Genomic DNA, 22,782 nt, shown 5'->3' with positions numbered 1-22,782 from the left:
TTATTGACTCATAAAAAAAGCCACCAACAGCATTGGTGGCTTTTTAATTTAATCTTATTGAATTACTCTTTTACAATTTTATAGGTTCCTGACTTTTCAGAAGACGATACATTTAAAAAATAAATACCTTGAGGTATTTCCTTAACATCTAAAGTAGTTAAAACCTTAGTCGAGTTTGAAGTCAAAATCAACTTACCAGACAAATCGTAAAGTTTAATGACAATATCTTGATTCTCACTATTCACTTCTATGTTAAGATTTGATTTGACAGGATTTGGATATACTTTAACTTCATTATTTAGAAAAGATTCCAAACCAAGTGTATCAAAAAGAATACACTCACTGCGTTCTATACATATTCCTGAAGTTATTTCAACCGCATAATTCCCATTAACTACTGGCGCATAAGTTTGATTTGTAGCCCCAGAAATAGGTGTATTGGTACTGCAATCAATCCATTGATAAGTCGCTGAAGATTCATTGGCTGTTAAGGTTGTCATGGTTTGGGATACCGTATTATCAACAGCCACCAGACCGCCTTTAGTTGCCGTATATGCCGCTATCAATTTAACCATTTCATGATAATATTGTAAATCTAAAGTTGCAAAACGATCGGCTATTGTATGATAAGCGGGTGTTTGATCATTAGTTTCCCAGGACTCTCCAACCAATACGGCAGAAAAAGCATCTGTAGTCCCATTACCTGCAAACCAGAAACTTGAATGATCACTCGCTGTAGTCCCAGGATTTACTTCAATAACACTAAGGTCAAAAGTATATGCGTTTAGAACCGAAATGATATCGTTTTTCATGGCAACAGAACCTGCTATATTTCTGTAATCAATATCAAATTCATTGTCTCCAGGTTGCCCTGGAGCATCGCCGTCATAACCCATCATGTCCATATTTAAAACCCCCAAGATATTATCACCATTCGCTGCGGCCAAGTCGGCATAAAAAGCCGAACCACGTAACCCTATTTCTTCTTCATCCCACAGTGCATAGACAATTGTATTATCTAAACATTGTGTTGATAATAATCGTGCAACCTCAAGTACCGCAGCAGTTCCGGTAGCATTGTCGTCTGCACAGAAATTAGCCACAGTATCATAATGAGCACAAATAACATAAATATCGTTTGGGTTGGTTTGACCCAATTGGGTTGCAATGATGTTTCTTCCATTACTATTGAAAGATTGATCTGTTATAGTAATGTTATCAAGTTCCTGAAATCGTTCAACCAAATAATCTGCAGCCAAATCGTTATTGGCCTGCTGTCTGTTTAATATGGTCACTGTACTACCATTAACAACAGTACTTTGTTCGCCACTAAATTCATTAATGATGAGTGACAAACGATTGATATCAACTTGATTAATAATATCCTGAATATTCTGTCCAAAAGAAGTGGCTGAACAAAACAGGAGACATATGATTGTAGTCTTAAAGGCTTTCATTGTGGGCTTTTTTTCTAATAATTGGTATCAAAGATAATGGATTTTAATAAAATATCGTTCTCAACTATTGTGTAATTACATATTTTACTCTACATTTGTAGAGTTCATTCTAAAAATGTAGAGCAATGCAATTATCAAAAACCGAAGAGCAACTCATGCAATATCTCTGGAAACGAGAGAAAGCTTTCATGAAAGATTTATTAGAAGCTTATCCTGAGCCAAAACCAGCAACAACAACAGTTGCTACGCTTTTAAAACGCATGGCAGATAAGGGTTTTGTTGCTTATAAGCTCTATGGGAAATCAAGAGAATATTTCCCTTTGGTTAAAAAGAAAGACTATTTCTCTAAGCATGTAAATACACTTATCAAAACCTTTTTTAATGATAGTGCATCGCAATTTGCTTCTTTTTTCACAAAAGAAACCGATCTAACGAAAGAGGAACTAGAAGACTTAAAAACTTTAATTGACAAAGAAATTAAAAGCAAGTAATAATGGAGATATATTTATTAAAATTTTCGGCTTGCTTGTTAGTGTTTTGGCTTGTTTATGTCTTTTTACTAGAACGTCATAAAATGCATCACTTTAAACGATTCTATTTGTTAGGAGCATTAGCATTGTCTCTACTAATACCTAAATTAACATTAACAACTTATGTAGAGCCTATTGTTCCAAAAATAGAAAGTTCACGGAATTTTATACCCTTTGAAACTACTGCTGTGATTGAGATACCTATCGAGCAATCACCTGTAATCAATTTAGAAATTACACTTTGGCTCATTTATGGTTTAGGGGTATTCCTGTTTTTATTGCGATTTGCAGTCAATAGTAGAAGACTCTATCGTCTTATTTCTAAAAATGAGACCATTGCTCAACGTTCATTTATTTATGTATTGTTGAAAGAATATCGCATCCCGCATTCATTCTTTAAATATATTTTTCTGAATGAATTAAACTTTTACAATAACACTATTCCCTCAGAAGTCGTGCTACATGAAGAAACGCATGCCAAGCAATTACACAGTATAGATGTTATAGTTATAGAACTGCTGCAGATCGTACTTTGGTTTCATCCGCTCATCTATATTTTAAAACATCATATAAAACTTAACCATGAGTTTTTAGCAGATCAGGCAGTTTTAAGGCATGGTGCAGACACATCTAATTATCAAAAAATATTATTACAATTTTCATCAAACACTCGAAATCATCAATTAGTGAGTGCCATCAATTATTCATCCATCAAAAAACGATTTACAGTTATGAAAACAAACACATCAACAACCAGAATTTGGGCAAGTAGTTTATTACTGCTCCCAATAATTGCTATTCTTTATTACAGTTTTGCTCAAGAAGAATATGTAGAAAAAGAAAATAGTAAGATTTCAGAAGCAATTACAAACCAATTAGACAAAGTCAATGAGCCACAAGTTATATATGAAGATGGCGCGACTGAGACAATGATAAAAGAATACAAAGACTGGATAAAGCAACTAAACAACGACTCTTCAAGTCTTTTGATACCTGTAGGTACATTTGAGCGTTTAACTGCTATCTATGACCTTATGAGCAAAGAGCAACGCAACTCAGTCGAAACGCATCCTTTTCTTCAAGAAATAACTCCTGAATTATATTCGGTAGAACCCACTATACCTTCAGCTACTCAATTTGAATCTTGGAAAAACGAAAAGGTGTATGCAATTTGGTTAGATAGAAAACATATTTCAAATTCAGAATTAAACAACTATCAGATAAGCGAGATTGCACATTATACAGGTTCAAAAATTCAGAAAAATGCACGTAACCAAAACTTTCCACAACCTTTTCAATTTAATTTATATACTAAAGATGGCTTTAATAAGTATTATACAGAAGCTTTTGTAAGTGGTTATAACGAAATTTGTCAGAAATATTCTATTGCCATACACGACTATTTAAAAGGTCCCCAGACAGACAATTCTGAACTAAGAATACTAAAAGCACAGGCTGATAAATTCTATAATCAATTCACAAAAGAAGAATTGAAAAAACATGATATTTTGCCTGTTCCTCCTGTGCCTGCAGTACAGAAAATTCCGAAAACTATTCTAAATATTCTTATTAAAGACAACGGAAAACTTATCATTAATAACGAAACTGGTGACCTTGATACTTTGGAAACATTTTTACAAAATCTTGAAATACCTAAAGACTATACTATTAGCTTCAAGGCTGAAGATCAAGTGTCTCAAACGGATACCGAAAAAGTATTACAACTTTTAAAGAAATATAAGATTCTTTTTAGTTCAAATCAAATAGAACTATCAACACAACAAAAAAAAGCCACAGGAAAGCAAGTGGCAGCATACAACACTTGGGCAAGGTCCATTAATCGGCAAATGCTTAATGCAAAGGCGAGTAATGATGTCAACGCATATCCTATTGTAAAAGTAAAAGAGGTAAATAAATACAAAGCTATTTACGATATAATGACAGTTAGTCAAAAGAAAGATTCAGAAATATGGCCAAGTTTTCCACCCCCTCCCCCTCCACCATCACTAAAATCTCCAGAAATACGAGAGATCAAAGATGTTCCGCCACCACCACCATTACCAGAAAAAGCGACTTTAGAACAAAAGAAAAAGTATAATCATGCTATGGATAATTACAATACTAAAAAGCATGCAAAAGTTACTACAGCTAAAAACAAAAATGGAGAAGTCATAGAGATTATTGAAATTCCTGATGTGGTAGATATTCCACCACCGCCACCGCCCAAAAACCCTTCCTTTTTAGAATACATCAAAGAAATGGAAGAAAAAGGAGCAATCTTCTTGATGGATGGAAAAAAAATTACAGCTAAAGAAGCTAAAACTATAGCTAGAAAGAATAAAGGAAAAGGAACTGATATGATAACTCAAAAAGATGCAAAGGGGAAATATGTCGTAAAACTTTCCAAACACACTGAAGAATAAACAACCTAAGTCTCGGTAATAAAAGCCTCCTCACGGAGGCTTTTTTTATACAAAAATGTAACAAAACACCACATTTAGCGTTCTAATAGTCAATCAATCAAAAAACAATCATCATGCTTAAAAAATTCTTCATCATCTGTTCGGGTGCCGATACAGATATTCTCGATACTTGTGCTATCGGCGAACAAAATAAATATGCTGGCATTGGCGCCACCGTGTTTTTCACGGCTGTAATGGCCTTTATCGCTTGTAGTTATGCGCTTTACACCGTGTTTGACAATGCTTATACTGCCATTGGGTTTGGTTTTGTTTGGGGATTATTAATATTTAATTTAGACCGCTTTATCGTTTCAACTATTAAGAAACGAAATAATATCATAGACGAAATCATACAGGCATCACCACGTCTTATTTTAGCAGTCATTATCGCTGTAGTGATTTCAAAACCTTTAGAACTAAAAATATTTGAAAAGGAAATCAACCAAGTCCTCTTGGAACAGAAGAATGAATTAACCTTAGCAAATCAAATTCAAATCTCAGAGCAGTTTACACCCAATGTTCAAGCTTTAGAAAATGATATTCAATCGCTTCAAGCACAAATAGTCACAAAAGAAGCAGAAGTTAATGCACTCTATGACATTTATATCTCTGAGGCAGAAGGTACCGCTGGAACTGAGCTACTTGGCAAAGGTCCTGTTTATAAGGAGAAGCGCGAAAAACACGACGCTGCTCTTGCTGAGTTAAATGAACTCAAAGCGGACAACAAGTCCAAAATTGCAGCAACAGAAATACAGATTGCTCAACTAAAATCTGATTATGACGCACAAGTCGTTGCAACGCAACCTATAATTGATGGCTTTGATGGTTTAATGGCTCGAGTGAACGCTTTAAGTGAATTACCTTGGCTGCCATCCTTATTTATTCTATTGTTGTTTTTAGCCGTGGAAACCTCTCCTATTTTTGCTAAACTATTATCACCAAAAGGCGAATATGATTATAAACTCGAAGATATTGAAACTGCTGTTAAAACATGGGTAGAACAAAAAGTAAGTGAACGAAAGATATTACTAAAAACGGATCAAGCCTTGAACAATAAAATATACAATGATATCGCAGAAGAAGATGAATTGTATAATTATAAACGTAAAAAAGCACGAGAATTAATGCAACTACAGGCGGATACTTTTTTTAATAATCAAAAAAGTGCGCTTTAAAGATTAGTTAGTACATTTAGATTAAAATTAAAATATAATCTTATGAAATACTTTAGCATAGTTCTGTTATCCTTTTTATGTCTAAGCTGCATAAGCATTAAAGCAGATGTCACGACCGAAACGGCAGAAATGCGTGAAAGTGATGTTAATATGGCTGAGGCAGGAATAAGGCTTATAATGGAAGCTCAAGAAATTGCCTGGAATAAACATGATTTAGAAGGGTTTATGAAAGGGTATTGGAAAAGCGACCAACTTAAATTTTATGGTGGAAATGGCCTTACTCTAGGCTGGGAGAAAACCCTACAAAACTATAAAGAAAGATACCCAACGAAAGCTGAATCTGGGACTTTACGTTTTGTTATCAATGATATCTCTAAAATTGAAAATAACAACTATTGGGTCATGGGCGAATATCATTTAATACGACCAATTGGAGATGCCAACGGTGTTTTTATGATTATTTTTAAGAAGATTAATGGCCAATGGAAAATCGTTGCCGATATGTCCTGCTAATTAAGCCGCTTCTTCCGACTTAAAGTGATGATATAAATTCCCCTGACCTAATCCAATAATTGACAAACGTTTGTTTTTAGTTATGGCTTCATTATGCAATTGCGCAATTGCTCTAACACCAAAACGATCAATACTCGTTAAGTTTTCTAAACTAACCGTAATAGCATTTACTTTATCAAAAATATTTCTGAATTCTTTTTGAAACACATGAATATTGTGTTTATCTAAAGATCCTTTGACTTTGAAGAAGTTGTTAGCGTGCGTAATTTCTAAGTTCATAATAATACGATTTAGTCAATATTGTAATTGCTCTGATTGCTATTAATCAATATTATTACGATTTAAATATCCGAAATATAAGAGCAAGTCTACCATATTTTCGACTAAATGTATCATTGGTTGGTTATAGATAATAAACGGTTAAAGATAATCGATAAACTACACGTTTTAAAGACATTAGACTATGATCCCTGTATGTTTTTATAATGTTTCTCAAGGTCGACCGGTTTATAAACTACTGTTGTTGAAACAGGATGTATTTTTAATAAGATTTCAGGTCGTATTGGTCTTTTCGAAAAATTACCGCCACAATTCGGACAAACTTCTTTTAGTAGGGTGACACAGTCTTGACAATAGGTGCACTCAAACGTACAAATCATTGCCTCTTCAGAATCAAATGGAAGTGATTTGTTGCAATGTTCACATGTTGGCCTTATGTCTAACATGCTTCTATAATTTCTTAACGTATTGCGTAATGATTACAATTTGTTGACCATCAACCTTTCCTTCAATATATTCAGCATTTTCGTGATCTAGACGAATGTTCCTAACGGCCGTTCCTTGCTTAGCTACCATACTAGAACCTTTGACTTTTAAATCTTTAATCAACACAACCGAATCTCCAGATTCTAAAATCACACCATTAGAATCACGGTGAATAATTTTATCAGCTTCATCTTCGTGCTCATCAGTTGCTCTAGCTAAGGTCATCGCATCATCATCTAGATACATCATATCTAAAAGGTCCTTAGGCCAACCTTCATTTCGAAGTCTTTGTAACATTCGCCAGGCCATTATTTGAACGGCTACATGCTCACTCCACATACTATCATTTAAACACCTCCAATGATTGGTATTCATTTCAGATGTTCCCTCAATTTGATCCAAACACGTACTGCAAACTAATAGATCATTAGCTACATTTTCATTAAGTGAAGGTGGAATGGTATATTGTTTGAGGTCTTGTTTAGACCCGCATAATTCGCAAGTGTTATTACTTCGGTCTTGCAGAGTTTGTAGTACACTCATTTTAATTGTTTGTTTTAGGTAAACAAATATAGGAATTGTAAAGTGATAACATAGATGATGAAAATAATACAATAAGACTAAGTGAAAACACACTTCGTTTAGCTTAAATTAAGTACAGACTAATGGTGTTGATGGTATTTACTCTAACTGCGCTCTCATTTTTTTAGTCATGCCTTGAATAACCATATTGTAAGAATGGTCTATTAATTTTAAAATTAATTGAGGCGGAAGATCACCGTTATGAATGTAAACGCTGTTCCATTGTTGTTTGTGCATATGGTATCCTGGTTTGATACTATCGTAGAGATCTCTTAATTCTTGAGCGTATTCAGGATCACATTTAAGATTGATAAATCCTTCTCCTTGTTCCCATTTTTCTAATGATGCAAGGGCAAACATTTTACCTAAAACTTTAAAAACCAACGTATCTTTATCAAAGGGAAAGTGCTCTGTCACTGCCTTTTTATTCATACAATAATTTCTGTAGTCTTCTATATTCATTCTAGTAATGTCTTGTCTTCTGATTCTAATTTTAAATCTGAATAATCTAAGGTCCAACCTATAGTTTGGACAATACTTTCAATAAGTATCACCGACTCAAGCGCTTCGCGTTTCGCAATGTCATAGAGTCCGCTTTCAGGGACTTTATTCATGATATGTTGCTTCGCTTCATTATGCAACTCGGTAAGGTCTGAAGCTTCAAATTTATTAAACATGCCATCCGTTTTGTTGTAGTAATTCAAATCGGTTTCAATACTTAATACTTCTGGTTGTGGAAAATGATATAATTTCAGAGTTTTAGTTTTAATGTTAGAGTCCATTTTTATCTTAGACAAGTCAAACCCTACATGAGCTTTAGCATTAATAACTACCAGAGCTTTCTTTTTACTGGACACTAATTTTAAAAAACGTTGCTTCACATCTTCATAATGATAGATTTCAGCAAAATCACCTTCTACAGTAATAAACTTACATACTTTTTTAATCTTATCTAACAATAGTATCGATTGCGAACTGGTTTGTCTTTTTAATTTTAACTGTTTAAACAGGGTCACAGCTCCTAAAGTGATGAGTATGCTTATAATAATGATAAAAAATGTTTCCATAGATATGTTTATGAGGTCCTGACACTCCATCAGTAAGACAATAATTATTCCATAATTTGGTATAGCACAGGTTTACTAGGCGTTGCATCATTTTCAAAGGGTGCAATTTGAAGGTTTAAAAAATATTCTCCATCTTCCAGAGCATTAGGAACATAGATTAACTCTGTAATGGTACAGTCTTTTCTTAATTTACCGCTGTAATTCCAGAACATTTTATGAGCTTTTAATTCGCCACTATCTTCTTCTTTATCTACGCTAGGCAAATCAATTAACAAGTGCTTAATCCCTTTTTTAACTAAGAAGGCTACAGCATCTTCTTCCAAGTAAGTCCAATTGGTATGTGAATATTGTCGTGATAATTTTTCAGTCGTATTAGGTATGGTTCTAATTACAATAGCATCTCGTTTTTTGTTTCCTAAAGCAAACTGCAATTGGGCTTTTGAAATTACCGTATCGTTGCCCTTAACTTCGGGAGCGACGGTAACAACTTCTGCAAGAAAAAAGAAGGTCTTTAAATTCTGGTTGATGGAATACACGGTCTCTGTAATATGGCCAACACATTCGGTGTGTGTGCCATGAGCATGGGGGTTAAAACGGATTCCATTAAAATTTGTGGAAGCGCCCTGTGATACACTTATGGTGGTATCTTCAATCACTTCAGGAGCAATATGAGGCTCATCAATATACCATGCATTAACATTTGATTTTGAAGCGCGAATTGGAATTGAAATATCTAAAGGTTGTGATAAATCTATTTGTAATTTTCTGGAATTATATTGTATTATTGCTATCATGAGTTGTTGAGCATAAAAAGTTCAGAAGCGATACCATCACATAAAAACTTTCCTTTTTTGGTAACCATTATTTTTTCATCATTAATATACAATAATTGTTGATTTATAAAAGAATCAGCCTGTAATAATAGGTGATCCTTATAGGTTTTCCCGAAGTCTTTAGAAACTTTATGTATTGAAACTCCCCAAACCGTTCGCAAGCCGGTCATCACATATTCATTGTATTTATCAGTGACCGTTAAGGTTTCCGTCTCCATGGGCAGTCTACTCGACGCAATGGCATTGATGTATTTTGAATTATTACGAACATTCCAACTGCGCTCATTTCCATTAAACGAATGCGCAGAAGGACCAATACCTATATAAGATTTTCCTAACCAATAGGCTGAATTATTTCGACTAAAAAACCCTTCCTTTCCGAAATTAGAGAGCTCATAATGCACAAAACCTTCAGCCTCTAATCTATCTGTCAACATATGAAATTGGACTTGCGCTGCATCATCATCAACGTTTTTAATTTCACCTTTTTTAATTAAATGTTCTAATGCTGTTTTGGGTTCAACTGTTAATGCATAACTTGAAATGTGCGGAATATCATAACGCAACGCCATATCAATATTTTCTTTCCAACGTTCATTACTCAATCCCGGAATACCATAAATCAAATCGATTGTAATATTATCAAAATAACGCCTAGCCACTTGCAAACAGTTTTCGGCTTCCTCTGCATTATGCGCACGATTCATCAGTTGCAAATCGGTTTCAAAAAAAGACTGAATCCCAATACTTAATCTATTGATTGGTGTTTGTGCTAATAACTGAATGCGCTCTTTAGTCAGATCATCAGGATTGGCTTCAAGAGTAATCTCTGGTACTTCGGAAACTTGATAATTGCTATAGACAGCATCGATTATAAATTGTAGTTCCTCATTTGATAATAGACTTGGTGTTCCGCCTCCAAAATAAATGGTGTCTACAATTGTATTTTGAAACTCAATTTTCCGCATTTGTAATTCTGCAGCTAATGCCTGAATCAATTCATCCTTCTTTTTAAGTGAGGTAGAAAAATGAAAGTCACAATAATGACATGCTTGTTTACAGAATGGGATATGGATATAGATGCCGCTCAACTAAATTTACTATTTAAAATGTTTTAGAATATAAAGTTAGTGCAAATAAAAAAGTTCCTAATTGAAAGGAACTTTTTTTATTTTATAAATCTGAGAGATTTTAATACACTAAAAAGAATTCCCCATTTGTAATATTTAAATCATCACCCTGACCATCATTTGCTGACAATTCAAAAGTACCTCTAATGTAACTTGTAAAACCTGAAACAATTTCTTCGATGATTAAGGTTCCATTGGTCATGTATTCTTGATATTCGTCAGTAAAGGGGTTATAGCGTGAGACTAAAACTTTTTCAATTTCGTTACCCGTCGAAAACTCATAAGTTCCAGTTATGGTATTACTCGGATTAAATGCGATTGCTATGTCAAATTCTTTATCCGAATATCCTGTTAAAGCGATATCTGTACCAACAAAAAAGCCTCCTGTTTGTCCTGTTTTCACACTCTCATAGGTTTGACCATTCACATTTGCATCTAAAAACACATCTACGGTAGCGTTTTCATTTACGCTGTATACTATATTAAAGCTTCCAGAATTAATAGTAGCACTACCTCCGTCAGCAATGATGAAAGGATCCTCATAAATAGTGCCATTAAAATCGGCATTTACAACCATATTCCCTTCGTCTATAGATAGATTATTTAAATCGAACATACCATCGGCCCAGAAATAAGACGATGTAAAATCAAAGTCATTTTCAAAATCCGTGCTATAAAAACTAGCATTATCTATGACTCCATTTTCATTAAATCTCATGTAAAAATTTTCGTCATTGTCGTTAGAACCCAATACTTCGATATTGTCAAAGGTTTTAATTCCAATAAAGCTGTTAAAGGTATATGTAACACCATCAACAACAATTGTCATTGAATTATTTGTGGAAAGATTGTCGTTATCACTATCATCATTTGTTGAACATCCAAAAACTAAAATGAATAGAATAAACAGTTTAAATACTTTCAAATTTTTCATAATAAGAGTTTTAAATTTTCGTAAATATAATTCTATATAGATAAATTCTTACATAATTAGAATTAAATTGACACTATTTCTTAACCCTATCCTCGTTCTGTTTTACAAAACTTCCCCAACCAGAATAACTTTTTCCAATCTCTATACGCCCTTGATTGTAAAAATGACAAACTGCGGCAGCTAAACCATCTGTTGCATCTAAATTTTTCGGTAAGGTTTTCAAATTCAGTAAACTCTGAAGCATTTTTGCAACTTGTTCTTTGCTGGCATTTCCGTTACCGGTAATGGCCATCTTGATTTTTTTAGGCGAATATTCAGTAATGGGCACCTCACGCGATAATCCTGCAGCCATAGCAACGCCCTGAGCGCGACCAAGCTTTAGCATACTCTGAACGTTTTTCCCAAAGAATGGGGCTTCAATAGCAATTTCATCAGGATGATGCGTATCAATAAGTTCTATTGTTCGTTCAAAAATGAGTTTGAGTTTGAGGTAATGATCGCTGTATTTTTTAAGATCTAATTCGTTGAGTTGAAGAAATGACATTTTTTTGCCTTCCACCTTAATAAGCCCAAAGCCCATAATGGTTGTTCCTGGATCAATCCCTAATATAATTTTTTCGTTACTCATTAATCGCAGTATTGACATCCACTTATCGAAAATGTAATTCCGAAAGTGATGGTTAAAAGATTCCCGTTGAATGATCCAAATCCGTCGGTCTCTGGCTCAAAATCACCGGATAAACCTAAAATATAAGACAGGTCTGAATAGACAGATATTTGTTGTGTCAATCCATAGTGAAATTCCAATCCAGCCATGACATTTAAAAACGAGTTATCATTTGCTCCAAAATCACCTAATGGTTTCACAAAAGAATAACCAGGTCCAACATGAGCTACTAATCCCATCCGCCGAGGCATAAACCCTAACCTTTCTGTTGGATCATAAACCATTTGAATATTTATTCTGGTATAATTTGTTTTAAAGTCAACCAAACTTGCGTCATCGCTAGAAAACCGATTAAATCCGAAGTCAAACTTTGCTCCTAATTCTGGTTTAAACATGTGTTGAATCCCTAAGTTAACTGTAGGGAAGTTGATAGATTTACCGACAAAGCCATCTACAAAACCAGATTGTGACGGACTGTTAACTCCTATTGCTATTTGCGCTTTCCATTTGTTAGTATCTCGTTGAGCGTAAGTAGTAGAGATACAACATAGAACCAAAACAATAATTGGTAATATTTGTAGCCTATAATTTGAGGTCATATCAGTATAATAATTTAAATTGTGCTATGTATTTTGGCAGCCTTCCTTACAAAACTAAACAATTCTTTTTTGTACTTATTAAATTAAGTATTGTAGTTGGGGCTTTTTATTTTATTTATCAAAAACTGGCCAATAATGACGCCTTAGATTTTAGTCAGTTTTTAGTATTTTTAAGCGAAAACGAATCATTTTCGATCATAAACATTGCTTTTTTGATAATTTTAAGCCTTTTTAACTGGGTTTTTGAAATCATAAAATGGAAAACTTTAGTGGGCTATGTGAAACACATTTCCTTTAAAAATGCACTCGAACAAAGTTTAGGGGCTTTGACAGCTTCTCTTTTTACACCTAATCGTATTGGGGAATATGGCGCTAAAGCTATTTACTACCATAGTTCTAAACGCAAACAAATTATGCTTATTAATTTGTTAAGCAATATGATGCAAATGTCAGTGACCATGATGTTTGGACTACTTGGTTTTTTTCTGATGCAAGCGAAGTATGATTTAAACATTGATTACTTCAGAGTTTCCAGATTTATAGTTCTTTTTGTGATCATTGGTGGTTTTACTGTTTTTGGATTAAAACAAAAACGATTCAAAATAAAAGGATTTACCATAGAACGTTTAAAAACCTTCTTCAAGCATTTACCGAGAGAAATGCATTTAAAGAACTTTTCACTTTCACTTATAAGGTACCTCATATTTTCATTTCAGTTTTACTTTTTACTGCACCTCTTTGGAGTAAATGTAAGCTATTATAACGCCATGATTGTCATTACCACGATGTATATGCTCTCGTCAATTATTCCATCCCTTTTTATATTTGATGTGGTAATTAAAGGAAGTATTGCAGTTTTTCTTTTTACAATAGTTGGTGTAAATGAATTCACTACACTTTCTATTATTACTATTATGTGGTTGCTTAATTTTGTATTGCCCAGTGCATTTGGAAGCTACTATGTTCTCAATTTTAATTTTCCAAAAACCGAACAACAATAATGCTCATCATCATTTTTATTATTACAAGTATTTACCTGTGTTTGATTGGCAGTTTGGTCTATGGTTTTGATAAAGTTCTAGATTTTAAAACAATTGACATTTCTGCAAAAACTAAATTCTCAATAGTCATTCCCTTTAGAAATGAGGCGGCTCATTTGGAAGCCTTATTGACGTCCATTTCAGAATTAAATTATCCAAGGTCTCATTTTGAAATCATTATGGTAGATGACGATTCTTCAGACAATTCTGTAGCGCTCATCCATAGCTTTAACCATGACTTTGATGGTTTAAAAATTTCAGTTTTTAAAAACAATCGACAATCAAACTCCCCTAAAAAAGATGCTATCACCATGGCAATTCATCACGCCAAATATGACTGGATTGTCACCACTGATGCCGATTGTTTAGTGCCTAAATATTGGTTGGATATTTTTGATCAATACATACAAGGTCATCAACCAAATCTTATTATTGCTCCTGTGGCTCTAACGAAGGCACATACTTTTTTAGAACGCTTTCAAATTTTAGACATTCTAAGTCTGCAAGGTGCTACCATTGGAGGTTTCGGTATCAAAAAGCCATTCTTATGCAATGGTGCAAATTTAGCTTACAGAAAAGACTTTTTCAATACACTAAATGGTTTTTCAGGGAATCTAAATATTGCAAGTGGCGATGATATCTTTCTTTTGGAAAAAGCTGTAAAACAGGATAAGAACACCGTTCATTATCTGAAAAATAATCAAGTCATAGTCTCCACACCAGCACAATCAAATTTTAAATCTCTAAAAGCACAACGGGTGCGATGGGCTGCAAAAACATCGACTTATCATAACGGTTTTGGTAAAGCAGCTGGATTTACAGTGCTTATAATGAACGCACTACTGGTATGTTTACCTTTGGTATTTCTCGTTGGTATTATTACTTTGAAAACCTTTCTCTATACCTATCTCATTAAAATCCTTATAGACTTCTTACTCCTGTTTAAAACGGCTCGCTTTTTTAATCAAGAACAGTATTTACCATCCTATCTGTTTTCAAGTGTATTATATCCATTTTTCAGTGTTTATATTGGGTTTATTTCAGTTTTTAAAGGGTATAAATGGAAAGGCAGAACCTACACTAAATAGTGATGTTTCCATTTATTTTTGTTAGATTTACCTGAATCATAACCCATAATCGCAATGCAAAAATTTATCTGTTTATTATGCCTCTTTTTCACCTTTACCTTTACACAAGCGCAAGATATTTATATGGTTGAGGGAGAACAATTACAATTGAAGACTGAAGTTGAAGGCAAACTGGATTTATTATGGAATATCATTGACGGAAAATACAGATATTTCGTAAGAACAGAAACCAGTACCATTATAGAACTAAAAAACACAAAAAAAGACGGAAAATTCCAATCGGAATACAAAGACATACTCATAGAATTTACTAATAATACAATGTCTACAAAACGTTTAAACCTCACTTTATTTAGTTTAAAAGAATTTATAGACAGCTATAATAGTACTGTTGATTCAACCTACCAATCTACTGCGATAAGAAATAAATTACAGTTTAGACTTGGCGTTTTTGGTGGTTTGACCAACAGCCCATTTGTAACAAATCCAGATAATTTAACTACGCCTCTTTTTGGAGCTGAGTTTGAAGTTTTAGATGCAAATCAAATTTCCAGACATGCAGCATTCCTGCAATTAAAACATGTAGTTGAACAAGATGAATTACAATACTCAACAACAGAAGTAGCATTAGGTTACCGGTTTAGAGTTATTAATAAGGAGACCTTTAGTCTCTATGGAAATGTCAAGTTTGCTACGTTGAACTTTTCGAATGCCGTAGTTGTAACAGATAACAATGGCACAATTACTACGGAAGAATTTAACGAAACCGCTTTTGATGTACCATTCATATTTGGTGTTGGTGCAGATATTCGAGTTACTGAAAACAGCTATATCACTCTAGCTTACAACGAATTATTTGCTTTACTCTTGGATAATCAGGGTAATTTTTCACAAGATTTTTCAATTGGCTTTAAGTTTAATCTCTAATGCGATTATCAAACTATAAGACGAACAACCCTGTGTTTTCTGGTTATTTTTGGGAAGGGCCAAAAGTCACTAACAAGAAAATGACCGTTACTGGTATTTTCGTCAAATCTTTACTGTGTATCCTAGTGATTGCGGCAATAACGGCTTACATATGGAAACTCAGTGAAGATGGTATAAGTGTTCGTTGGTTCACATTAGGCGGTATGTTAGGTGCAATAATCACAAGTGTTGTAATTTCAGTAAGACAGCAATGGGCTCCTATTTTGGTACCCATTTATACGATTGCCAAAGGTTTGTTTTTAGGTGGCTTTTCAGCATATGCGCATAAAAATTTTCCGGAGTTGCCATACCAAGCTATTGGTGTTACGATTGTCACATTTCTTGTCATGCTTCTCTTATATCAAACACGCATTATTGTGGTTACCAAAAAACTAAGAAGTGTCATTATTACTTCAGCTGTTAGTATTTTTGTAGTATATATGATTTCAATGATTCTAGGGTTCTTCGGAATTAAATCTTATATATGGGGAACCTCATGGTTTGCTATTGTGTTTAATTGTATCGCTGCAATAGTGGCGTCTTTTGCATTGCTTTTAGACTTTGATTACATAGAACGCCATAAAAATCGCGCACCCAAATCTAAAGAATGGCTAGCCACTTGGGGACTTTTAGCGACACTTATCTGGCTTTACGTTGAAATCTTAAGACTTATGCAGAAGCTCACAAAACGATTCTAATTAATCGTTATTATGACTGGCAATACAAATTGAGTTTTTACTTGTTGACTTCTTTTGATTGCAGGATAAATTTTGGGTAGTGAATCTAAACTATGTCGTAATAAACTATCCAAATCAGGAATGAGTGCTTTTGTGGTTGCTTTACTGGCAATGTTGTTTATAGTAAATTTACCTTGATTATCAATCGTTATGTTAAGTTGAAGGGTGTCATTAATATCTTCAGAGACGATTATATGGTGCTTTGATAGATTGGAATTTAGAATACTTCGTAAAGTCGTTTCAAAGCATTTCTTTTTATCCTCTTTTCCAGAAGCTGATTCACAAGTTTCAAACGCAGGATATTCATCCACTTCATTCCAATTGAATGTTTGTAATTCTTCTTCGAGAATATCTTCAGTATATACCTTTTTCTTATCGAAATAGTCGCAAGCAAAAAGATTTAATAAGATGAGAAAAAAAAGTATCCGTTTCATTGATTTCTACTGAAACCGAAAAGTACAATTTTTTTAAATATCAGAAGGCATTAGTCTTGAGCCTTTAAAAATTTCTCTTCTTTAAGCTCTGAGATTCGTCGTGCAGCAAACTTAGAATAGAAGCTTTCTTTGTGTTTTTCCTTGAAGTCCTCATAGAGCTTAATTTTTGTATCTATATCTGCATAATATTTATCCTTAGTTGTGATGATAAAAAAAGCGGTTTGGATGTTTTGAGGGTTTTCCTTTTGCGATTTTTCAAAGACTTCAATGGCTTCTTTATGTTTGTTTTGCCAGTTTAATACAACACCTAGTTCTTGATACTCATAATCTAAAGGCACATCTTTCATGGCCAATGCTTGTCGAATGTATTTTTCGGCTTCTGTATAATTCTGAAGTCGTTTATAATAGGTTCCAATCACAAAAATCACATTGGCATTATAAGGGTTATACTTTAAAGCTCTTTTTCGCTGTTCTATTGCTAATTCATAGTCGGAGTTTTGTCCATGACACAAACTCAGTTTCTCATGAATGAATTCTGAAGACTCACCCAAATCAATTAACTTTTGAAACCAATCTCGTGCTTTGGTGTAATAATCTTGCAGATAATAACTCTGTGCTTTTAAACTAATAAGCTCAACATTATTTTCGTAACTCTCTAGTCCTTTATCTATATACTTTTCGGCATAAGAATGGTTTCGTTTCTGCAGATAGTGCTTTGCGATTTTAAAAATCGCCTTTTGATGCGTTGGATCTAAATCGTAAGCCGATCGGTATCGATTTATAGCCGTAGAATCATCCATTCGTTCTATGGCCAATCCCATTTCGTAGTGGTAATTAGGATTGCGATAATCGATATTCATTAAATTATTGAAGGCCTCAATAGACGCTTCGAATTTTTTAGTTTTTGATAGTAGTTTGGCGTACTCATAAAGCACCAATCCGTTCCTAGGATTTGCTTCTAAACTCATTTTATAATACTGCAATGCAGCGTCGTAATTTCCTATGGCGACATACGCTTTGGCAATTCTATCATTGACTTCAGTTTGATCATCATAGGCTTTATAAGCCTCAATCGCTTTGCTATAATTACCATTAATATATAAACTGTCTGCACGATTTAAAACCGAAGACTGTGCTTCGGTTTTAAATATTATTATCAGAAATAGTAGGACTGGGAATATTCTCATTAATTCTTCTTGTCTTTATTAGCTGGTTCAATTTGAAATAATATCGGTAAGGAGTAATTAACTGTTACAGCTTTGCCGTTCATTTGTCCAGGAGTAAATTGTGGTAAGCTATTAATAACACGGAGCGCTTCAACTTCTAATTCAGGATGTGGCCCTCTTGCTCTTGCACCAGTCACTTTACCGTCTTTATCAACTTTAAATATTACATTAAGACGTTGCCGTCCTACTAAGCCTAGCTTTGATGCCAAATTGACATTGAATTTTTCATTCACATATTTAGAAATAAACATACTAAAACACGTTTTTGATTCCTTCTCTGAAGTTAGTCCCTTACACGCATCTATACTTGGCGCTTTATCCAAAGCGGAAAAAGGCACTTCATCTATATTTTTAGATTGTTCTTTAATTTTTTGTATGCGATTATTATCTGCACTATCAGCTGGTTTATCATCACTAACTTTCCCTTGTACCTGAAAGACAATTGGTAAACTATAAGGAACCATTACTGACACACCTTTGTGTTTACCTGGAATAAATTGTGGTAAGGTATTAATAACTCTTACGGCTTCCTCTTCTAATTTGGGATGTGGTGCTCTTGCTTTAGCTCCAGTTACAACACCGTCTTTATCGATCTTAAACATCACATTGATGCGTTGTCTCCCAACTAATCCTAATTCACTTGCTAAATCCGTATTGAAGTTTTTAGCAACATGCTTTGAGATGTTTTCACTCATACATTGTTTACGCTCCTCATTTGTTTTTAAGGATTCACAAATTGTGAATGTTGGTGCTTCTTCGACTGTTGCAAATGGAATTTCACCACTTTCTACTTGTTTGACTTCTTTAACTTCTGTTCTTGCAACCGTGACATCTTGTTTGTTTTTAAATACCGAGCATGATGAATAGACAAGCATCCCTGAAATTAATGGAAGAATTAATAAGTATTTAGAAAGATTTAAAGGACGTGATTTTGATTTGCTTAACATAAGAATTCGTTTTTTGATTAATGATTGTTTGAAAAATGGGTTGACAAATGAAAACTGTTCGGTCTCAAAAACCTGAGCTAACAAATTGTCGTAATACGCTGCTTTATTGGAATGCTCTAACGCTTTAGCATCTGCGACGTATTCATGTAAGGTTGCCATTCTATATTGATACATATAAACAAGCGGATTGAACCAAAACACAACGCGCAAAACTTCAAAAAATAGTAAGTCTAAAGTGTGTTTTTGTTTCACATGAATAATTTCATGTTCTAAAATGGTCGACTTTTCTTGACCATTTAATTTTTCCCCTAAAAAGATATAGTGAAAAAATGAAAAGGCTTTAGTACTATTTATCAATTTGATTATTAATAAATTTCCTAGCCATTGCTTAGGATGTTGATGAGCTAACCAGAATAGTTTTGTGATTTTAATGAGTAAAATAAGGGTCGCGATACACATTCCCGATATTACAATAATCATCCAAATAGATGATGGTTCAGGTTCTAGATTTATGCCTGCTTGCATAGCAATTTGCGGATCAATTGTACCTATACTTTCTAAAGGATTACCTATAATCACTTCGGGTATACGAATGTTAAAATCTTTAGCAACCACCTCTTTTATGCGCTCAATTTTTATAAATGGAATCACTATTGAAAGTATTGCTGTGCCTAACAAATAGATGCGATTTAAATTGAAAAACGTTTCTTTCCTAAGAAAAGCATCATAGATAATTAAAAACAATATTTGAAACGCAACGACTTGTAAAATATAATGTAGCATGCCTATTGTTTTTTATTATTAATATCTTTTAAAATGGCTTCCATATCTTTTAAATCAACATCATTCTTCTTAACAAAAAAGGACACCATGCTTTTAAAAGATCCTTGAAAATAATTGTCAACTAAGTTCGTAATCGACTGATTGCTGTACTCTTGTTTTTTAACCAACGGAAAATAAATATGCCCTTTACCCTGTTTTTCGTAGTCCACAAACCCTTTATTCTCTAAAATACGTACTATGGTAGACACGGTATTATAAGCCGGTTTAGGCTGTGGAAGCTGTTCAATAATATCTTTTACATTAGCACGTTCTAATTGCCAAAGGATGTGCATGATTTCTTCTTCGGCTTTTGTTAATTGTTTCATTTGGTCACTTTTATTGTTTTTATTAGTCTTTAGCACTAAGCCAAAGCATTAGGTTTCTTAGGAATTCCATATTGTTTGGCGCATCTTCAGAATGAAATCCAAATCGAAATGTGCCATTTTCATTGGTAATAGTCTGTGCAGTAAATTGAGCAGCTTCACCAAAAACGGCCAATTTACCTTTGCTAAAATTCATAATAGCACCTTGATAGTGTCCTTCTAAATCTTTGGCTTTCGTATCGTCATCAAATTGCCAGGCGATTTCTGGCTGTGCGCATTCGTCTCCTTTTTTAAATTTTAGAATTCCTGTTGCGGAAGACGGAATTTGAAACGAGGAGCCCGTAAATGTGGTCACACTTTTTATAGCTTTTCCATAAGTTCCATCGGTAAGTGGAGATGAGATGAGGCGGTCATTATCTTCGGAAAATATATCTGGTTGATTTCTGGGTTTTGATAATTGTGCAAATCCGTCACAGAAATCAAATCCGAAAGCATTAGCCAATTCATTCGCAGCACCAGAAAACGGCATATGGTCTGCGATGATTAATAATCGTCCACCATTTTTTACCCATTCCGTTAACCTGTTTATTTCTTGTTCATTAAAAGCACTATAAATGGGTTGTTGCCAATTTCCTATATTTTTAGAATGAATAGCATTAGAAATCACTAAAACCTCTGTAGGTTTTAAATTATCATAGTTTGACATGGACTTTACAACATAACCATCGTTTTCTAAAAAGGTACTAAATGGTTTAAACCGTCCCTCTTTGGTATGGAAATTATGATGTGCTTCGTCAATATATAGTGTAGGTCCTTTGTCTTTTTTATGATAGGGGTTTTCAATTTCTAGAACTAAAGACGAATCAGCTACTTGTTGCGACATACCAAAATACGAACAGCATATAAAACTGTAAATCACTAAGCTTTTGGTCATCTTTGAAAACATAAACTGCCTATTTTGATATTTCAAATATAACTAAAAACTTAGTTTAAACTAAATATTTAGTTTAAAAATGTAACAATTTTAACTTTTTCACGTCTACTAAGTAGAATTTTAAATCATTTTAATGGACATATTTTTAGTCATTTTAGCTACCTTCTTTATGATTTTAGGAATCATAGGCAGCTTCCTTCCAATCTTACCAGGACCTTTAACCAGTTGGGTAGGATTACTTACTTTTCACTTAGCTGATGTGGTTCCCATGAATTGGACCTTTTTAATTATTACCTTCATTTTTGCGTTTGGAATTTGGATATTAGACTATATTATTCCAGCCATGGGCACCAAGCGATTTGGAGGCACCAAAGCAGGTATGATTGGAACTTCAGTAGGACTGATTGTTGGCTTACTGTCACCTATACCTGGTGGTATTATCATTGGCCCATTCTTTGGCGCCTTAATTGGAGAACTTCTAAATAAAACTGAATTTGATAAAGCATTAAAGGCAGCCTTTGGATCGTTTCTTGGGTTTATCGCATCCACCTTCATTAAATTTATGGTGGCGATGATGTTTTTAGGCTTATTTATTGTAAAATTTATTGAATATAAAGCAGTGATATTTTAACATGAGTTATATAAAAGAAAAAACCTAATACCTGTTGAGCAGTATTAGGTTCTTTTCTTTGCTATTAATTCAACAAATTACTTAGAGGGATTAATTAATTTTGTTGACTTGTCAAATATAGGTTTAGATAATAACTTTTTACTACGGAAAAACCGTAAACTTGATGTGGAAAAACCGTAGTTTGTAGTGTTGACAAGGCTTCCCATAGGAAGCCTTGATGTGTAAATATAGATATTTAACAGTTTTTTTAAAGAAATCCTTTTTTTCTAGCCTCAATAATCAACGATTCGTCTTTACCATCATTTATTGAAAAAAGAATCTTTAATTGTTTTTTTCGTTTTTCTATCGCACTCATGGAAAGGTCAATATACTCAATAAGACTTCTTGTTTTTATCCCTTGTGATAAGAGATGTAATATTTTACGATTAATTTCATCGACATAAATTTCATTAACCACCGTTTTATTTAAGAAATTACTTACTGTACTACTGTAATAAGGAGGATCAATTAAGATATGGTGAAAGGCTTCTGCTAATTCACTTGAGGTTAAATCACTTTTAATAAGAAACCCATCAGGATTGATTTCTTTAACAATACTGTGAATGCGATAAGATTCATTAAACATGGTTAAAATAATAACCTTTGCATTTGGCATAAGCGTTCGCGATATTTTAGCTAAATCTTCGCCAGATGTAATTTTACCATCCGATGACGCCGGCAAGCTAATATCAAAAAAGCATACGTCATATGGTCGCTCTTTTGCTGCTTTTTGCATTAATAAATTTGCAGCATCACAAGTATTCGCTGTATCGATAACTAAAGTTTGATCTTCCTTCTTTGTAGCCATCAATGTGTTTTGATACCCTTCAATAATGATTGGGTGATCATCAACCATTAAAATATGAATATGTTGCATGTCG

Annotated in this window: 26 protein-coding genes; 9 read left to right on the top strand and 17 right to left on the bottom strand. The window is 33.7% G+C overall.

What is annotated here, in order from left to right; all coding sequences use genetic code 11:
- Positions 1-62: 62 nt before the first annotated feature.
- Positions 63-1,457: a M28 family peptidase gene (locus BLT57_RS04200; RefSeq protein WP_091422715.1), complete on the bottom strand. Its 1,395-nt coding sequence runs from the start codon at positions 1,455-1,457 to the stop codon at positions 63-65.
- A 125-nt stretch (positions 1,458-1,582) separates the two neighbouring features.
- On the opposite strand from BLT57_RS04200, the gene BLT57_RS04195 reads away from it, so the two are divergent.
- The 4 genes from BLT57_RS04195 to BLT57_RS04180 all read left to right on the top strand — a co-directional run bounded on the left by BLT57_RS04195 (position 1,583) and on the right by BLT57_RS04180 (position 6,137).
- On the top strand, positions 1,583-1,948 hold the full coding sequence (locus tag BLT57_RS04195) for a BlaI/MecI/CopY family transcriptional regulator (RefSeq protein ID WP_091422712.1): 366 nt from the start codon (positions 1,583-1,585) through the stop codon (positions 1,946-1,948).
- Between the two features lie 2 nt (positions 1,949-1,950).
- Complete coding sequence (locus BLT57_RS04190) at positions 1,951-4,410, top strand: M56 family metallopeptidase (protein ID WP_091422710.1); 2,460 nt, start codon at positions 1,951-1,953, stop codon at positions 4,408-4,410.
- 113 nt (positions 4,411-4,523) lie between these two features.
- Positions 4,524-5,624: a DUF4407 domain-containing protein gene (locus BLT57_RS04185; RefSeq protein WP_091422708.1), complete on the top strand. Its 1,101-nt coding sequence runs from the start codon at positions 4,524-4,526 to the stop codon at positions 5,622-5,624.
- Positions 5,625-5,666: 42 nt separating this feature from the next.
- Positions 5,667-6,137 (top strand): nuclear transport factor 2 family protein, encoded by a 471-nt coding sequence (locus BLT57_RS04180; protein WP_091422705.1) that lies wholly within the window; start codon positions 5,667-5,669, stop codon positions 6,135-6,137.
- On the opposite strand, the gene BLT57_RS04175 is transcribed toward BLT57_RS04180, so the two are convergent.
- The 10 genes from BLT57_RS04175 to BLT57_RS04130 form a co-directional block, all read right to left on the bottom strand.
- A complete protein-coding gene (locus BLT57_RS04175) occupies positions 6,138-6,416 on the bottom strand; it encodes an STAS domain-containing protein (RefSeq protein WP_091422703.1) in 279 nt (92 codons plus the stop codon).
- A 182-nt stretch (positions 6,417-6,598) separates the two neighbouring features.
- The gene (locus BLT57_RS04170) at positions 6,599-6,862 is read right to left on the bottom strand and encodes a DUF1272 domain-containing protein (RefSeq protein WP_091422701.1); all 264 of its coding nucleotides are present in this window, start codon (positions 6,860-6,862) and stop codon (positions 6,599-6,601) included.
- Positions 6,863-6,866: 4 nt separating this feature from the next.
- Complete coding sequence (locus BLT57_RS04165) at positions 6,867-7,445, bottom strand: alkylphosphonate utilization protein (protein WP_091422698.1); 579 nt, start codon at positions 7,443-7,445, stop codon at positions 6,867-6,869.
- Positions 7,446-7,583: 138 nt separating this feature from the next.
- Positions 7,584-7,946, bottom strand: a complete 363-nt coding sequence (locus BLT57_RS04160; RefSeq protein WP_091422697.1) for an MmcQ/YjbR family DNA-binding protein — start codon at positions 7,944-7,946, stop codon at positions 7,584-7,586.
- Positions 7,943-8,551, bottom strand: coding sequence for a DUF4230 domain-containing protein (locus BLT57_RS04155; RefSeq protein WP_091422694.1), 609 nt, complete (start codon positions 8,549-8,551; stop codon positions 7,943-7,945). Before BLT57_RS04155 ends, BLT57_RS04160 begins: the two co-directional genes overlap by 4 nt.
- Positions 8,552-8,595: 44 nt before the next feature.
- Positions 8,596-9,345: a cyclase family protein gene (locus BLT57_RS04150; RefSeq protein WP_091422692.1), complete on the bottom strand. Its 750-nt coding sequence runs from the start codon at positions 9,343-9,345 to the stop codon at positions 8,596-8,598.
- Entirely contained in the window at positions 9,342-10,475 is a 1,134-nt protein-coding gene (hemW, locus tag BLT57_RS04145; protein ID WP_091422689.1) for a radical SAM family heme chaperone HemW, read from the bottom strand. The genes BLT57_RS04150 and hemW overlap by 4 nt, the downstream gene beginning before the upstream one ends.
- Before the next feature lie 100 nt (positions 10,476-10,575).
- Positions 10,576-11,448, bottom strand: a complete 873-nt coding sequence (locus BLT57_RS04140; protein WP_091422687.1) for a DUF6252 family protein — start codon at positions 11,446-11,448, stop codon at positions 10,576-10,578.
- Between the two features lie 73 nt (positions 11,449-11,521).
- Complete coding sequence (ruvC, locus tag BLT57_RS04135; protein WP_091422684.1) at positions 11,522-12,076, bottom strand: crossover junction endodeoxyribonuclease RuvC; 555 nt, start codon at positions 12,074-12,076, stop codon at positions 11,522-11,524.
- Positions 12,076-12,714 (bottom strand): outer membrane beta-barrel protein, encoded by a 639-nt coding sequence (locus tag BLT57_RS04130; protein WP_091422683.1) that lies wholly within the window; start codon positions 12,712-12,714, stop codon positions 12,076-12,078. Before BLT57_RS04130 ends, ruvC begins: the two co-directional genes overlap by 1 nt.
- A gap of 26 nt (positions 12,715-12,740) precedes the next feature.
- On the opposite strand from BLT57_RS04130, the gene BLT57_RS04125 reads away from it, so the two are divergent.
- The 4 genes from BLT57_RS04125 to BLT57_RS04110 are packed head-to-tail and all read left to right on the top strand — an operon-like array spanning position 12,741 to position 16,506.
- The gene (locus BLT57_RS04125; RefSeq protein WP_091422679.1) at positions 12,741-13,715 is read left to right on the top strand and encodes a lysylphosphatidylglycerol synthase domain-containing protein; all 975 of its coding nucleotides are present in this window, start codon (positions 12,741-12,743) and stop codon (positions 13,713-13,715) included.
- A complete protein-coding gene (locus BLT57_RS04120; RefSeq protein WP_091422676.1) occupies positions 13,715-14,842 on the top strand; it encodes a glycosyltransferase in 1,128 nt (375 codons plus the stop codon). The genes BLT57_RS04125 and BLT57_RS04120 overlap by 1 nt, the downstream gene beginning before the upstream one ends.
- Before the next feature lie 54 nt (positions 14,843-14,896).
- The gene (locus BLT57_RS04115; RefSeq protein ID WP_091422673.1) at positions 14,897-15,769 is read left to right on the top strand and encodes a hypothetical protein; all 873 of its coding nucleotides are present in this window, start codon (positions 14,897-14,899) and stop codon (positions 15,767-15,769) included.
- Complete coding sequence (locus BLT57_RS04110; RefSeq protein ID WP_091422671.1) at positions 15,769-16,506, top strand: Bax inhibitor-1/YccA family protein; 738 nt, start codon at positions 15,769-15,771, stop codon at positions 16,504-16,506. Before BLT57_RS04115 ends, BLT57_RS04110 begins: the two co-directional genes overlap by 1 nt.
- Here BLT57_RS04110 and BLT57_RS04105 read toward each other — a convergent pair.
- From BLT57_RS04105 to BLT57_RS04085, 5 genes are read right to left on the bottom strand one after another with little or no spacing between them, the layout of a single operon-like run.
- Positions 16,503-16,979, bottom strand: coding sequence for a hypothetical protein (locus tag BLT57_RS04105; protein ID WP_091422669.1), 477 nt, complete (start codon positions 16,977-16,979; stop codon positions 16,503-16,505). The genes BLT57_RS04110 and BLT57_RS04105 overlap by 4 nt on opposite strands.
- Before the next feature lie 50 nt (positions 16,980-17,029).
- The gene (locus tag BLT57_RS04100) at positions 17,030-18,166 is read right to left on the bottom strand and encodes a tetratricopeptide repeat protein (protein WP_091422667.1); all 1,137 of its coding nucleotides are present in this window, start codon (positions 18,164-18,166) and stop codon (positions 17,030-17,032) included.
- A complete protein-coding gene (locus BLT57_RS04095; protein WP_157717116.1) occupies positions 18,166-19,935 on the bottom strand; it encodes a M56 family metallopeptidase in 1,770 nt (589 codons plus the stop codon). Before BLT57_RS04095 ends, BLT57_RS04100 begins: the two co-directional genes overlap by 1 nt.
- A gap of 2 nt (positions 19,936-19,937) precedes the next feature.
- Positions 19,938-20,300 carry a BlaI/MecI/CopY family transcriptional regulator gene (locus BLT57_RS04090; RefSeq protein ID WP_091426656.1) on the bottom strand — a complete coding sequence of 121 codons (363 nt, stop codon included), beginning with the start codon at positions 20,298-20,300 and terminating at the stop codon, positions 19,938-19,940.
- A gap of 22 nt (positions 20,301-20,322) precedes the next feature.
- Complete coding sequence (locus BLT57_RS04085) at positions 20,323-21,243, bottom strand: DUF4350 domain-containing protein (RefSeq protein ID WP_157717115.1); 921 nt, start codon at positions 21,241-21,243, stop codon at positions 20,323-20,325.
- A 121-nt stretch (positions 21,244-21,364) separates the two neighbouring features.
- Here BLT57_RS04085 and BLT57_RS04080 point away from each other — a divergent pair, with 121 nt between their 5' ends.
- Positions 21,365-21,862, top strand: a complete 498-nt coding sequence (locus BLT57_RS04080) for a DUF456 domain-containing protein (RefSeq protein WP_091422663.1) — start codon at positions 21,365-21,367, stop codon at positions 21,860-21,862.
- A 247-nt stretch (positions 21,863-22,109) separates the two neighbouring features.
- Here BLT57_RS04080 and BLT57_RS04075 read toward each other — a convergent pair whose 3' ends face one another.
- Entirely contained in the window at positions 22,110-22,778 is a 669-nt protein-coding gene (locus BLT57_RS04075; protein WP_091422659.1) for a response regulator, read from the bottom strand.
- Positions 22,779-22,782 lie beyond the last annotated feature (4 nt).

Source organism: Formosa sp. Hel1_31_208, assembly GCF_900104785.1.
Taxonomy (GTDB): domain Bacteria; phylum Bacteroidota; class Bacteroidia; order Flavobacteriales; family Flavobacteriaceae; genus Psychroserpens.
This window is presented reverse-complemented; position numbering and strand designations above follow the sequence as displayed.